Origin of the sequence: Agrobacterium sp. LAD9, from assembly GCF_003031125.1 — a bacterium.
Classification (GTDB): domain Bacteria; phylum Pseudomonadota; class Alphaproteobacteria; order Rhizobiales; family Rhizobiaceae; genus Agrobacterium; species Agrobacterium radiobacter.
In genome coordinates this window covers 26,727-40,679 of the sequence record NZ_PHGS01000010.1, presented here as the reverse complement: position 1 = coordinate 40,679, position 13,953 = coordinate 26,727, and the positions used below count along the sequence as shown (strand labels likewise).

Sequence of the window (13,953 nt, the reverse complement as noted above, 5' to 3'; positions counted from 1 at the left end):
TCGCCCATATTGCCTCCATAGATTTGATCCAACCGGACAGCACCGCTGTCCAAATGATCCAAACCGACAGCCCTGCTGTCCAGAACGCCCGCGATACCGCTCCGGGCGGAGAGGTAGTCATCATGCCATTGGCCATATTTGCCCTGACGATCGCGGCCTATGCGATCGGAACAACGGAATTTGTCATCGTCGGCCTACTGCCGACGGTCGCCAACGATCTTCACATCACCCTGCCGCTGGCCGGTCTCATCGTCAGCGTCTACGCGCTTGGCGTCACCTTCGGCGCGCCGATCCTGACAGCGCTGACCGGCCGGATCGAAAGAAAGCCGCTGCTGCTCGGCCTCATGGCCCTGTTCATCGTCGGCAACAGCGCTGCGGCCCTGTCGCCGAGCTATGAGATGCTGCTCGTCGCCCGGGTCATTGCCGCCTTCGCCCATGGCGTCTTCTTCTCGGTCGGCTCCACCATCGCCGCCGATCTCGTGCCGGAAAACCGCCGCGCCTCGGCCATCGCAATGATGTTCATGGGGCTGACCGTCGCCATCGTCACCGGGGTTCCGCTCGGCACCTATATCGGGCAGGTCTTCGGCTGGCGCGCAACCTTCTGGGCTGTTGCCGCCCTTGGCGTGATTGCCTTCCTGGGCATCGCCACGCTTCTGCCGAACACGCTCAAGAAAGCGCCGCCGGCAAGCCTCTTCGATCAGGTCCGCGTTCTCGGTTCCGGCCGCCTTCTCATCGTTTTCGCCATGACCGCGCTCGGTTACGGCGGCACCTTCGTTGCCTTCACCTTCCTTGCGCCGATCCTGCAGGATGTGACCGGCTTTTCGGAAAAGAGCGTCAGCCTGATCCTCGTGCTCTATGGCATCGCCATTGCGGCCGGCAATATTGGCGGCGGCAGGATCGCCAACCATAACCCGGCCAAGGCGCTGATCGGTCTCTTCCTCGCGCAGGCCATCGTGCTGCTCGTCTTCTCCTTCACGGCCTTCTCGCCGGTGCTGACGCTTATCACGCTTGCCGCGCTCGGCTTCCTGTCCTTCGCCAATGTTCCCGGCCTGCAGCTTTACGTCGTGCAGCTTGCCAAGGAACACCGTCCCGGCGCGGTCGATGTCGCCTCGGCGCTCAATATCGCCGCCTTCAATCTCGGCATCGCGATTGGCGCATGGCTCGGCGGTCTGGTGGTGGAATCGCCGATGGGCCTTGCTGCAACGCCCTGGGTCGGCGCCATCCTCGTCGCCATCGCCCTGCTTTTGACCCTCTGGAGCAGCGCGCTCGACCGCCGTGCCGCGCTGACGCTGAAAACCGCCTGAGCTTTTCACAAAACTCCCGGCCATGTCCCAGGCTGGCCGGGCAACCTCAAAGGAGAAAATATATGTTTGATGTCACCGCAAATGGCGCTTCGATCCCGGCGCTCGGCTTCGGCACCTTCCGCATTCCCGGCCCCGATGTCCTGCGCATCGTTCCGCATGCGCTGAAGGCCGGTTTTCGCCATATCGATACCGCCCAGATCTACGGCAACGAAGCCGAGGTCGGCGAAGCCATTGCTGCTTCGGGCATTGCACGCGGCGAGGTGTTTCTCACCACCAAGGTCTGGGTCGAAAACTATAAGCACGAGTCCTTCCTCGCCTCCGTCGACGCGAGCCTGAAAAAGCTGAAGACCGATTATGTCGACCTGCTGCTGCTACATTGGCCGAACGACGCGGTCTCGCTTGCCGAACAGATCGGAGCGCTGAACGAGGTGAGGCAAGCCGGCAAGGTGCGCCATATCGGCGTCTCCAACTTCAATACGGCGCTGATGGCCGAGGCGGTGAAGCTTTCCAAGGCTCCGATCGTGACCAACCAGATCGAATACCACCCCTATATCGATCAGGATGTGGTTATCGCTGCCGCCAAGGCTGCCGGCATGTCGGTAACGGGCTATTACGGCATGGCCGATGGCAAGGTCTTTGCCGACCCGGTGCTGAACGAGATCGCCGCAGGCCGAGGCAAGTCGGTGGCGCAGGTGGTGCTGCGCTGGCTCGTGCAGCAGCAGGGTGTCGTCGCCCTGTCGAAAACGGTCAGCGAAGCCCGTGTCGATGAAAATCTCGCCATCTTCGATTTCGAGCTTTCGGCCGATGAAATGGCGGCGATCCATGCGCTCGCCAAGCAGGATGGCCGCATTGTCTCGCCGGATGGGCTCGCGCCTGAGTGGGACGAGGCTGCCTGATTATCAGGGCGGGCATGGGACGTCGCCCCGGACTTGATCCGGGGTCCAGTGCGATCAAGTCATTGATCGCGGAAGATTCCTTTCATGGTGCCGACGCGCCATGGCTGGATGTCGGGTCAAGCCCGGCATGACGGAGGAGGTTTTCAACCTTTGACATCAACTTCACGACACCCGGATAGTGATCCGGGTGTCTTTTGAGCGGGTGGGATCAGAATTCGGCCCAGCTCTGCTCTTTTGACGCGGTCGATACGCCGAGTGCCGCGGCCACCTGGCCCATCATGCGCCGTGCCGGCGATGGTCTCGGCTGGGCATTGTCCGCAACGCGCAGCTGAGTCGATGGCTGATGGGCGTTTCGGGTTTTGCGGGCGGTTGCGGCGGTGCCGTCGAGCCTGAACTGGCCGATGATTTCGCGGAGCGTCTCGGCATCGCCGGCAAGCGATGTGCTGGAGGCCTTGGCCCTTTCGACCATCGCGGCATTCTGCTGCGTCACCTGATCCATCTGGTTGACCGCGCTGTTGACCTCGGCCAGGCCGACCGACTGCTCCCTTGCGGAGGTTGCGATGGCGTCGAGCTGCGTATTGATGGCGATGACGTGGCCTTCAATGACCTTCAGGGCATCGCCCGTGGCGGTCACGAGTTTGACGCCGTTTTGAACCTCGTCGGCGGAGTTGCGGATAAGCTCCTTGATTTCCTTGGCCGCCTGCGCCGAACGCTGCGCCAGCTCACGCACTTCCTGCGCGACAACCGCAAAACCTTTGCCCGCCTCACCCGCACGGGCCGCCTCGACCCCTGCATTGAGCGCCAGAAGGTTGGTCTGGAAGGCAATCTCGTCGATGACGCCGATGATGTTGGAAATCTGGCTTGAGGAGCTCTCGATGCGCTTCATGGCGTCAACCGCATTTGCGACGACCTGACCGGAGGTTTGCGCCGATCGGTTCGCCTCCACCGCCACGCTTCGCGCCTCTTCCGTGCGCTTCGTCGAATTGCTGACGTTGCTGGTGATCTGGTCGAGCGCGGCGGCTGTTTCCTCCAGCGAAGCGGCCTGTGTTTCGGTGCGGTGCGACAGGTCTCCCGCACTCGAATTCAGTTCCTGCGAGCCGCCATCGATCGTCGCCGTGACCTCGGCAACCGAGAGCAATGTCTTGTTCAACTGACCGACGGCCATATTGAAGTCCGCCCGCAGGCTTTCGAAATCCGCCGCGAAAGGCGTCGTCAGCTGATAGGAGAGGTCGCCGTCGGCCATATGTTTCAGGCCGCCTGCCAGACCGCTTGTCGCCTCCGCCATTTCCGCCGCGCGCCTGCGGTCTATATCGGCGGCCCTTTGACGGTCCGCTTCGGACTGGTCGCGCACCTGGGCCGCATCCGCTTCCAGCCGGCGGGCCTTCAGCTCGTTGTCCTTGAAGATCTGCACGGCCTTGGCCATGGTGCCGACCTCATCGCGCCGGTCCGTTCCGTCGATGCCGGCGGAAAGGTCGCCATTGGCAAGCTTCTGCATGGTGCTGGCAAGCCCCTGCATCGGCGTGACAAGCCAGGTGCGGATCGCGAAATATCCGGCGACGACCACCGTAAGGAAACCGAGGATGACCGCTACGACGGTAATCAGCGCGGTCTGGTCGCTCGTCTCCGTCAGAGCGCCGCTCTCCGTGTCGTTGCGGGTTGTGATTTCCGTGGCGATCTGCGTCAGTTTCGCGCCGATCCTGGCGAAGACCGGCTGGCATTCCATGCCGAATGCCTTTTGCGATGCCAGTGCCTCCTCCACGTTCGATGCGGTGCGGCCCAGATTCCAGGCATTCTTGCACGTAATATTGTAGAGTCTCAGCGCTTCGTCCTTGAGTGCGGGCAGACGGCTGTCACCGGGGACCGAGGCGATGGCTTTATCCATCAACTGAGCAAATTCTCCACGCGTGGCCTTTGCCTCGACTTCGGCGGCGGCATTACCCTCTTCCGTAAAGGCAATCATCATATCGGCCAAAGCGGCGCGTCCGTTCAACAAGGCATGGTTTGCCAGTGCCAGGTTAAGGGCTGCCGCGCTGTCATGCTCGATAAGGTCGCTATAGCTCTTGTCGATTGTCTTGATCTGCACTGCGGAATAAGCCGCGATCAAGATTGCGCAAATGCCGAACAGCGCAAATACCGTCAGGAATTTTCCAACGACAGGAATATTTCTCATGGCAACAACTCCGATAGGAAATTGATCCCTTCATGGGTTCTGTGTCGGCATCATGCACTTTGATTGGGAATTATATACTTGGTAAATTAAGAAATAATTATGTATTATTAGCGGATATGCATTTAATATTCATTTTTACTTTGAATAAATTATGTAAAAGTAATGAATAATACTTTGATGGCGTGAGGTGATCGGTGACGTCTTCCGGCCTCTGTTCAACGCGCAATGCGGCTGAACGCCATGCCTGTGGCACAGCCAATCATGGTGCAGAGCTGAAATTCTTTTTTGATAGTTCTGTATCTGCTGGGAAAACTGGAGCGGGCGAAGGGATTTGAACCCTCGACCCCAACCTTGGCACGGTTGTGCTCTACCCCTGAGCTACACCCGCTCAAATCCACCGGTCCGGGGTAGTACGCTGAACCGTGGGCCACCGAAGCGGCGACGGGTGCTATATCGCTCAATCGTTTTTGGAATGCAACAGTTTCTTTTGCGGTTTCGGTGGAAATCCACGCGGCTGCGCGTTTTTCCGCAGTACAAGGGCGGCCGGGAACCGAAACAAGAGTGCGCCAGGGAGAAGATGTTGTTTCGATTGGGTTTTATCTCCTTCCCGCAGAATATGGCGGTGGAGGAGGCCAGAAAATAACCTATTTACATTTGGTTAAAATCTGATTCGACAAGTGATTCGTTCGGGTGTACAAATTTGATGTCCACGAAAAAAAAGAAACGATACTTGGCATATCATCAGGAGGATGAGCCTTGTCGTACGCAGCTTTTGAACGGGTTGGCGCACAATTGTCGCCGGAGCAGATTACCGATCTGCAGAATATTTTCGATGGCGTATGTTTCGAGTGTTTTCAAGATCGCAGTAGCCACGTTGCCAATGAGTGCGCAGCGGTTCTTATCCGTAGCGCCCAGCGGGGCATTCTCGATCACGAGATGCTGCGGGACATCGGGCTTGCCGTTCTGCGGCGCCACTGACGCTTGAATACGAGAAAAAAGCGCCCGGATCATCCGGGCGCTTTGTTGTTGGGGTGGCCGATTTTTCCGCTCAGCTCTTTTCCTGCACATGCGCTTCCAGGAACCAAAGCGACTTGTCGAGATCGCGCGAGGCGGCGGTGAAGATGTCGGCCGTCGTCGGATCACCGGCCTCGTCGGAATCGTCGATGGCCTTGCGGATCATGTTCGCCACGTCGCCATAACGCTCGATCAGCGCATCCAGATGGTCGTGGATCTTGTAGATATCGGTCGGATAGGCCTTGAGCTTGGTCGTCGAGGAGACGGATTGCAGGCTGCCAAGCGCCGTGCCGCCAAGCTGGACGACGCGCTCGGCAATCGTGTCGCCGTGATTGTCGAGTTGTGTGCGGAACGTATCGAGAAGTTCATGGACGGCGATGAATTGCGGGCCCTTGAGGTTCCAGTGCGCCTGCTTGGTGACGAGCGCAAGGTCGATGACGGAAGCGAGCGATTCATTCAGAATGCCGATTACGGTCGACTTGGCGTTGGAAGGCAGGTCGTTCTTCGTCTTGTGCGTCTTCATCGATGTCTCCTGAAGTTGCGGACGGAATGCCGCTTTGGAAAAGTCCGTCGTTTAACGTCCGGGCCTGTGGCCCTGTTCCATGCTAAGCACTGGGACAGTAAAAATCCTGCACAATCATCATGTCATTCGTAAAACAGGCAGATGCGCCGGCCCTCTATCTCATTGACGCGGATCGGCATGTCGTAGATTTCCTGGAGAATCTCGGGGCGGATGATCTCTTCTGCAGGTCCGTGATGGCAGATGCGGCCTTCGCGCATGGCGATGATGGTGTCGGAATACCAGGAGGCGAAGTTGATGTCGTGCAGCACCAGAACGACGGTCTTTTTTAGCTCGTCGGCGGCCTTGCGCATGATCTTCATCATGCTGGAGGCGTGTTTCATGTCGAGATTGTTGAGCGGTTCGTCGAGCAGCACATAATCCGTATCCTGACACAGCACCATGGCCACGAAGGCGCGCTGGCGCTGGCCGCCGGAAAGCTCATCCAGAAACCGCCCGGCCAAGGGTTGGAGATGCAGATATTCCAACGCCCGGTCGATATGGACCTTGTCCTCGATGGTGGGGCGGCCCTTTGAATAGGGGTAGCGGCCGAAACCGACGAGGTCGCGCACCGTCAGGCGCGAGGAGATGTGGTTGTCCTGCCGCAGGATAGAAAGCCGCTTCGCCAGCGTGTCGGAAGCGGTTTTCGTGACATCGAGCCCGTCGACCGTGACGGTCCCGGCATCCATCGACATCAGCCGCGCCACGATGGAAAGCAGCGTCGATTTTCCCGCCCCGTTCGGCCCGATGATGGAGGTGACGCCGCCTGCGGGAATGGAGACGGAGACGCCGTCTATCACAACCGTGTCGCCATAGGATTTGCTGATCTGATTGGCGATGATCATCGCGCACCTCGTTTCAGAATAAGACCGATAAAGACGATGCCGCCCAGAAATTCGATGATGATCGAGAGCGCCGTATCGAAGGCGAATATCCGCTCCAGCACCGCCTGACCGCCCACGAGGCAGATCACGGCGATGAGGATCGCGGCCGGCAGCACATATGCGTGCTTGCCATTGCCGGTGAGATAATGGGCAAGGGCCGCAACCAGCAGCCCGAAGAACATGACCGGGCCGACAAGCGCGGTGGAGACGGCAACGAGCACGGAGACCAGAACGAGGATGATGGTGACCGTGCGCTTGTATTCGACGCCGAGGCTGATGGCCGTCGCACGGCCGAGCGAGAGGACATCGAGCGTGTGCATGAGCCTCAGCCCGATGATGGTCACCACGCCGATGATGACGGCGGAGACCATGAGAAGCGTCGGATCGATGGAATTGAAGCTGGCGAACAGCACATCCTGCAACACCGTATATTCATTGGGGTCGAGCACGCGCTGCATGAAGCCCGAGAGGCTGCGGAAAAACACGCCGAAGACGATGCCGACCAGTACGAGAAGATGCAGGCTGCGTTCCGCGCCGACGAACAGCCAGCGATAGAGCAGGGCGGAAAAGGCGACGAGCAGCCCGGTTTCGACGAGAAACTTCAGTTGCGGATCGATCATCACGACGGTTGCCGAGCCGAAGACGAAAATCAGCCCCGTCTGCATCAGCACGTAAAGCGAATCGAAGCCCATGACCGAAGGGGTGAGGATACGATTGTTGGTGACCGTCTGGAACAGCACGGTGGAGACCGCGATGGCATAGGCCACCAGCAAAAGCGACAGAAGCTTGATGCCACGAAACGGCAGCACGAAGCTCCAGCTTCCCTTTGCGCCGAGCGTCATGAAGGCGGCCATGGAGATGAGCGCGAATGCCGCAAGCACGAGCAGAACGGTTTTTGCGCGCCTTTCGGGGTTTCTCTCACGCATGGTGGCGTTTCCGCAGCAGGAGATAAAGGAACAGCACGCTGCCGATGACGCCGACCACGGTTCCGATCGGTATTTCATAAGGCGCGCGCACGGTTCGGCCGATGATGTCGCAGGAGAGAACGAAGACTGCGCCAAGCGTCGCCACCCATGGAACCGAGCGGCGCATATTGTCGCCGATCATCAGGCTGACGACGTTCGGCACGATCAGCCCGAGAAAGGGGATCATGCCGACGGTGACGACGACAACGGCGCTGACCAGCGAGACGATGGTGAGGCCGAGCGCCATCACCCGGCGATAGTTGAGGCCGAGATTGGTGGTGAAGTCGCGCCCCATGCCAGCCACCGTAAACCGGTCCGCGGCGAGATAGGCGGCAATGGCGAAGAGGAAACCGACCCAGAGCAATTCATAGCGGCCGCGCAGCACGCCGGAAAAATCCCCCGTCATCCATGCGCCGAGCGATTGCAAGAGATCGAAACGATAAGCGAAGAAGGTGGTGACGGCGGAGATGACGCCGCCCAGCATGATGCCGATCAGCGGCACCAGCAGCACGTCCCGCAATGGCACTTGTCTCAGGATACGCAGGAACAGCGCGGTGCCGGCGAGCGCGAAAACGGCGGCCACCAGCATCTTGCCGAAGATCGGCGTGTCGGGTGCAATCAGGGTGATGGTGAGCAGGCCGAGACCGGCGGATTCGGTGGTGCCCGCCGTCGAAGGCTCCACGAAACGGTTGCGCACCAGCATCTGCATGATGAGACCGGCAATCGCCATCGAGCTTCCGGCCAGTATCAGCGCCAGCGTGCGCGGAATGCGGCTGACGAGCAGCACGCGCAGTGCATCCGTGCTTGTGTCAGGTGCAAAAAGCGTGGCCAGAGAAACGTTGCTCACACCGACGAACAGGCTGACGATTGCGAGTGTCAGCGCCAGAAGAAGGGCAAGGATGAGAGACAGGGATTTCACGTTGGTGGTATTTCGAAAATAGCGAAAGCTCCCGGTGGCTTGGCAGGTTGCCGAAACAGGCGTCCGACCTCTCCTTGGTCCTCCTCGGGTCAAGCCCGAGGATGACTGGGAGTGTGGAGCAGCCTTCAGGAGCGAGTGCCCAGCAGTTTTTACGACTTCTTATCGGAAACGGCCTTGTAGACCTGATCGAGCAGGGTGGTGAGCGCCGTATAACCGCTGCTGACGATATAGGCCGCCTGCGGGTCGAGATAGACGATCTGCTTTTTCTTCCAGGCATTGGTCTGGTGCACCAGCTCGTTATCCAGCACCTGCGCGGCTGCCTTGCCCGGATCGGTGGCGCGGCCGATGCCGGCATCGCGGTCGATCACGAACAGCCATTCGGGGTTGACCTCGGCCAGATATTCGAAGGACACGACGTCGCCGCGGTCGAAGCGGTCGTCAATATCGGCGGCGACCGGCTTGAAGCCGATTTCGGTGTGCAGCCAGCCGGTGCGCGAGCTTGGACCGTAAACGCCGACCTTGCCGGCATTGGTGACGAGGATCATCGCCGTGCCGGAGTTGGGAGCGATCTCCTTCAGCTTCGCGACCTTCTCATCGATGACGGCATCAAGTTTCTTTGCTTCTTCCTGCTTGCCGAAGATATCGCCGAGCTTGGTGATGTTGCCTTTGACGCTGTTGATGAATTCCTTGGAATCGATCGACATGTCGATAGCGGGCGTGATCTTCGCAACGTCAGGATATTTCGCCCGCGAACGGCCGCCGACGATGACGAGATCGGCCTCCGCCGCATTGATAGCCTCGTAGTCGGGTTCGAACAGCGTGCCGACCTTCAGATATTTGCCGTCGGCATATTTCTGCAGGTAGGTCGGCAGGTTGGAGCCGACAACACCTGTTGGCTCGACGCCTAGTGCATCGAGATTGTCGAGCGAGGGAATATCGAGAACCAGAACCTTCTTCGGCGCGGCTTTCAACACGGTCTCGCCCTGCGCGTGCTTGATCGTCATTTCCTCAGCGCCCGCAGTCATCGCGCCAAGACTGAAGGCCGCTGCCGCCAGCAGCCGAACGGGGAAGGTGAAGTTGATGGCCACTTATATGTCCCTTGCAATATGGTTCTGAACCGGCGGAAGTGCTCCCGCAGGGTTAACTTGATGTTCGCTATCAGCTTTATTGGCAAGGTATGCGGAAATCAAAAATATGTTTTAGAACGGTTCTGAATTGCGGTGAGCGGGAAATGTGGGGGCAGTGAAACATTTGCTCAAACCTCTTCCCGGTCATCCTCGGGCTTGACCCGAGGATCCACTGTGCTGGGGTGATGGATCCTCGGGTCAAGCCCGAGGATGACGTTGAGGGTGAGGAGAGGCCGGGGCCAATGTCGTGGGTGCCCTTTTATCCGTCTGTGTTTTACCCATCACGACAGCCGCGCTCACTCTGGCGGCCAGTCACCAACGATTTCGCGTCTCTCCAGCTTCAGGGAGCGGTCCGGCTGTATTCGGTAGGTCTCAATTGCCAGCCGTCCGTCGCCCATGACGAATTCATTACTGAGCGTGCTGCCGATGGGAGATTTGGTCAATTTGGTGCGGGGCTGTCCGCCATAGGTGATGCTGCCGGGAATGGGCTCCACGTCGGGTGCGGCGGTGGCGCAGCCGGCGAGGGCCAGAACCATCAAGATCGCGATCTTGCGCATGTTTTTCTCCTGCGTTTGGAGCGGAATCATATCATGGCCGCGTCTGCGCCACACATCCCGTTGGCGTGAATAAAAAAGCCCCGCATCCGAAGATACGGGGCCAGTTGCCCTGGGAGGTTCCCGGTTTATCAGTCCTCGTTGGCGGCAAGCTGCGTCAGCACCTCGCCGCGGCCGCGGATACGCATGATCAGCGGAATGATGAAGGCGGCTGCCGCGACAAGGAAAAGGCCAACGGCAATCGGTGAGGTGAACAGCACCGTTGGGTCGCCCTGGCCGATGGCAAGCGCACGGCGCAGCTGCTGTTCCGCAAGCGGTCCGAGGATGAGACCGACCACCGCAGGCGCAATCGGATAACCGAAGATGCGCATGATGTAACCGAGGATACCGAAGGCGAGCAGCATCCCGAGTTCGAACACGGACGGGTTGGCGCCGATGGTGCCGAGCGTCGCGAACAACAGAATACCCGCATAGAGCCATGGCTTCGGAATGGTCAGCAGCTTCACCCACAGGCCGACGAGCGGCAGGTTGAGCACCAGCAGCATCAGGTTGGCGATGAAGAGGCTGGCGATCAGGCCCCAGACCAGCTGCGGATTGGTGGCAAACAGCAGCGGGCCGGGCTGAAGGCCATATTGCTGGAAGCCGGCGAGCATGATGGCGGCCGTCGCCGTCGTCGGCAGGCCGAGCGTCAGCAGCGGCACCAGCGTACCGGCGGCAGACGCGTTGTTGGCGGCTTCCGGACCGGCCACGCCTTCAATGGCGCCATGGCCGAATTCTTCCGGATATTTGGTCAGCTTCTTTTCGGTGGCATAGGACAGGAAGGTGCCGATTTCAGCTCCGCCCGCCGGCATGGCGCCGATAGGAAAGCCGATCAGCGTGCCGCGCAGCCAGGCTTTCCAGGAACGCGCCCAGTCCTGCGCGCTCATCCAGACCGAACCCTTGACGGCCTCGACCTTGTCCGGGCCGGTGCTGCCCTGCGCGACGATGAACAGTGTTTCGCCGATGGCGAACATGGCAACCGCAAGCGTCGTCACTTCCACGCCGTCAAGCAGGTCGGGAATGCCGAAGCTCATGCGGGTCTGGCCGGTCAGCTGGTCAATGCCGACGATGGCAAGGGCAAAGCCGATGAACAGCGAGGTGAGGCCGCGCAACGCCGAATCCCCGAAGGCGGAGGAAACGGTGACGAAGGCGAGCACCATCAGCGCGAAATATTCACGCGGGCCGAAGACCAGCGCCAGCTTGACGATGTATGGTGCGATAAACGCGAGCGCGATGGTGGCGATGAGGCCGGCGACGAAGGAGCCGATGGCGGCGGTGGCCAAGGCCGGGCCGCCTCTGCCCTTGCGGGCCATCTTGTTGCCTTCGAGTGCGGTCACGATCGAGGCGCTTTCGCCCGGCGTGTTGAGCAGGATCGAAGTGGTCGATCCGCCATACATGCCGCCGTAATAGATGCCGGCGAACATGATGAGCGAGCCAGCGGGATCGAGCCTGTAGGTGACGGGCAGAAGTAGCGCCACGGTCAGCGCCGGCCCGATGCCGGGCAGAACGCCGACGGCGGTGCCGAGTGTGACGCCGATCAGCGCATAGAGCAGGTTCATGGGTTGGGCGGCAACCTCAAGACCGTGCAGCAGGAATTCAAAGGTACTCATGGACAGATGTCCCCCTGTCGGGCGGAACGGCTGGCGTATGCGTCATCGCGCGCCTGCGGTTTCCTGTGATCTCGAATTTTGGTCGGAATGGCCGTCAGAAGAACAGCCGTTCCAGAGGCCCGGCGGGCAGTGAAAGCTGCAGCAGCCGCGCGAAAATAAACCAGATGACGAAGCTGAGGGCGATGCCGATGGGGATCGAATACCAGAGCTTGCGTTTGCCGAAGGCGCGCGCCGTGAAGGCAAAAAGCAGGCCGGTGGCAATGGAGAAACCCGCCACCTTCAGCAGCAGCATCTGCGCGGCAAGACCGGCGACAACCCAGATAACAGGGGCGATTTCCTGTCTGTCGCGTTCGGGAAAATCGCCGCGCCATGCTTCGATGGCCGTCCAGAGCGCCAGGCCGATGAGACAGAAGCCGATGGCGTACGGCACGGTTGCCGGGCCGACCGGCGAATAACCGGTGACGCTGGCGAGACGGGCGCTGTCCCAGAAGATCACGCTTGCGATGAGGACGAGGAAGATGGCGATCGCCAGCGCCGCCCAGTCAGGGCGGCGCTTTTGATGCTCAGAAGGGTTGGAACCCTGGCTCATTTTACCAGTCCGATGTCTTTGAGGATGGCGGCGGTGGCGTCGGTATCCTTGGCGAGCTGTGCCTTGAATTCGTCACCGGCAAGATAGGTGTCCATCCAGCTCTTGGTCTTCAGGGTTTCCTGCCACTTGGCGGATTTCACCAGCTTCTCGATATCGGCATTAACGGCCTTTTCCTGTTCCGGCGTCAGGCCGGGAGGAGCGGCGACCATGCGCCAGTTCTGGACGACGACATCAAGGCCGCTTTCCTTCAGTGTCGGTGCGTCGACACCTTCCAGCTTCTCTTCGCTGGAAACCGCGAGCAGGCGCAGCGTGCCGGCCTTCACCTGGCTTTCGAATTCGCCGTAGCTCGAAATGCCGGCCGTTACCTGCGAACCGAGGATCGAGGCAAGCGCTTCGCCGCCGCCGGAGTAAGCGATGTAGTTGATCTTGGTCGGATCGACGCCGGCCGCCTTGGCGATCAGGCCAACGGCGATATGGTCGGTGCCGCCGGCGGAACCGCCGCCCCAGGAAACGCTGCCCGGGTCCTTCTTGAGCTGGTCGACGAGGTCGCCGATGGTCTTCAGCGGCGAGGATGCCGGAACGACGATGGCTTCATATTCACCGGTCAGGCGGGCGATCGGCGTCACTTCCTTGAGGGTGACGGGCGCATTGTTGGTGAGGATCGCGCCGACCATCACGTAACCGCCGACGATGAGGGCGTTCGGGTTGCCCTTCTGCTGGCTGGCGAACTGCGCAAGACCGATGGTGCCGCCGGCGCCCGGTACGTTCTGTACCTGAACACTCTTGGAAATGCCTTCTTCCTGCAGCACCGTCTGCAGCGAGCGCGCGGTCTGGTCCCAGCCGCCGCCGGGATTGGCCGGGGCAATGATGGTATAATCCGCTGCAGTGGCCGGAAGAGCGATCATGCCCGCCAGAAATGTGCCGATAAGAAAATGTTTCACGTAGAAAACCCTCCTCAGGATGCCCTTTTTGGGCGTCGTTTTTCGTTTATGCGGGGGGCTTTCAGGACGCGTCTGTGCCGGCGCTGAATAGTCAGCGTGTGCCTTGGCAATCGTCCTGGATTTCCTCCCGCATCTTCTTCCGCCTCCACGGAATGAAGAAGGATTGCAGAGCATCACAAAAAGCTGTCATCTAACTGACGCTACGCAAGTCCTTGCTCATTTACTCTCTATTAATTTCCGTCGGGCGTCTACTGTGGCGTGTGTGGGCGACTTTGTTTTGCGCTTTTGAAGCTTGCTCCACCCTCATTCCCGTGCCTGTCACGGGAATCCAGCCGATGCGCGTCGGCGCGGCGGAAGGACTCCTTTCAGCCCAAGTCCTTGG

The 13,953-nt window shown here is 60.0% G+C and carries 13 protein-coding genes and 1 tRNA gene; 2 read left to right on the top strand and 12 right to left on the bottom strand.

Annotated elements, in window-relative coordinates; genetic code table 11:
• The first annotated feature begins 122 nt into the window (after positions 1-122).
• Together DA915_RS12430 and DA915_RS12425 are read left to right on the top strand one after the other, a co-directional pair.
• Entirely contained in the window at positions 123-1,304 is a 1,182-nt protein-coding gene (locus tag DA915_RS12430) for an MFS transporter (protein WP_080866418.1), read from the top strand.
• Between the two features lie 62 nt (positions 1,305-1,366).
• Complete coding sequence (locus DA915_RS12425) at positions 1,367-2,200, top strand: aldo/keto reductase (protein ID WP_107675959.1); 834 nt, start codon at positions 1,367-1,369, stop codon at positions 2,198-2,200.
• Positions 2,201-2,408: 208 nt separating this feature from the next.
• On the opposite strand, the gene DA915_RS12420 is transcribed toward DA915_RS12425, so the two are convergent.
• The 12 genes from DA915_RS12420 to DA915_RS12365 form a co-directional block, all read right to left on the bottom strand.
• A complete protein-coding gene (locus tag DA915_RS12420; protein WP_107675958.1) occupies positions 2,409-4,370 on the bottom strand; it encodes a methyl-accepting chemotaxis protein in 1,962 nt (653 codons plus the stop codon).
• A 313-nt stretch (positions 4,371-4,683) separates the two neighbouring features.
• A tRNA-Gly gene (locus DA915_RS12415) sits at positions 4,684-4,758 on the bottom strand.
• Positions 4,759-5,111: 353 nt separating this feature from the next.
• Positions 5,112-5,381, bottom strand: a complete 270-nt coding sequence (locus DA915_RS28890) for a hypothetical protein (RefSeq protein ID WP_174067299.1) — start codon at positions 5,379-5,381, stop codon at positions 5,112-5,114.
• Between the two features lie 37 nt (positions 5,382-5,418).
• Positions 5,419-5,907 carry a DNA starvation/stationary phase protection protein Dps gene (gene dps, locus DA915_RS12405; protein WP_020011667.1) on the bottom strand — a complete coding sequence of 163 codons (489 nt, stop codon included), beginning with the start codon at positions 5,905-5,907 and terminating at the stop codon, positions 5,419-5,421.
• A 122-nt stretch (positions 5,908-6,029) separates the two neighbouring features.
• Positions 6,030-6,788: an ABC transporter ATP-binding protein gene (locus tag DA915_RS12400; protein WP_107675957.1), complete on the bottom strand. Its 759-nt coding sequence runs from the start codon at positions 6,786-6,788 to the stop codon at positions 6,030-6,032.
• Positions 6,785-7,753, bottom strand: a complete 969-nt coding sequence (locus DA915_RS12395) for an iron chelate uptake ABC transporter family permease subunit (RefSeq protein WP_107675956.1) — start codon at positions 7,751-7,753, stop codon at positions 6,785-6,787. Before DA915_RS12395 ends, DA915_RS12400 begins: the two co-directional genes overlap by 4 nt.
• Positions 7,746-8,711, bottom strand: coding sequence for an ABC transporter permease (locus DA915_RS12390; RefSeq protein ID WP_107675955.1), 966 nt, complete (start codon positions 8,709-8,711; stop codon positions 7,746-7,748). Before DA915_RS12390 ends, DA915_RS12395 begins: the two co-directional genes overlap by 8 nt.
• A gap of 149 nt (positions 8,712-8,860) precedes the next feature.
• Positions 8,861-9,799, bottom strand: coding sequence for a siderophore ABC transporter substrate-binding protein (locus DA915_RS12385; protein ID WP_099085886.1), 939 nt, complete (start codon positions 9,797-9,799; stop codon positions 8,861-8,863).
• A gap of 335 nt (positions 9,800-10,134) precedes the next feature.
• The gene (locus DA915_RS12380) at positions 10,135-10,395 is read right to left on the bottom strand and encodes a hypothetical protein (protein WP_004429904.1); all 261 of its coding nucleotides are present in this window, start codon (positions 10,393-10,395) and stop codon (positions 10,135-10,137) included.
• Positions 10,396-10,523: 128 nt separating this feature from the next.
• Positions 10,524-12,041 (bottom strand): tripartite tricarboxylate transporter permease, encoded by a 1,518-nt coding sequence (locus DA915_RS12375; RefSeq protein ID WP_004429907.1) that lies wholly within the window; start codon positions 12,039-12,041, stop codon positions 10,524-10,526.
• A 94-nt stretch (positions 12,042-12,135) separates the two neighbouring features.
• Complete coding sequence (locus DA915_RS12370; RefSeq protein ID WP_107675954.1) at positions 12,136-12,630, bottom strand: tripartite tricarboxylate transporter TctB family protein; 495 nt, start codon at positions 12,628-12,630, stop codon at positions 12,136-12,138.
• Positions 12,627-13,535 (bottom strand): tripartite tricarboxylate transporter substrate binding protein, encoded by a 909-nt coding sequence (locus tag DA915_RS12365; RefSeq protein ID WP_153315970.1) that lies wholly within the window; start codon positions 13,533-13,535, stop codon positions 12,627-12,629. Before DA915_RS12365 ends, DA915_RS12370 begins: the two co-directional genes overlap by 4 nt.
• Between the last annotated feature and the right edge of the window lie 418 nt (positions 13,536-13,953).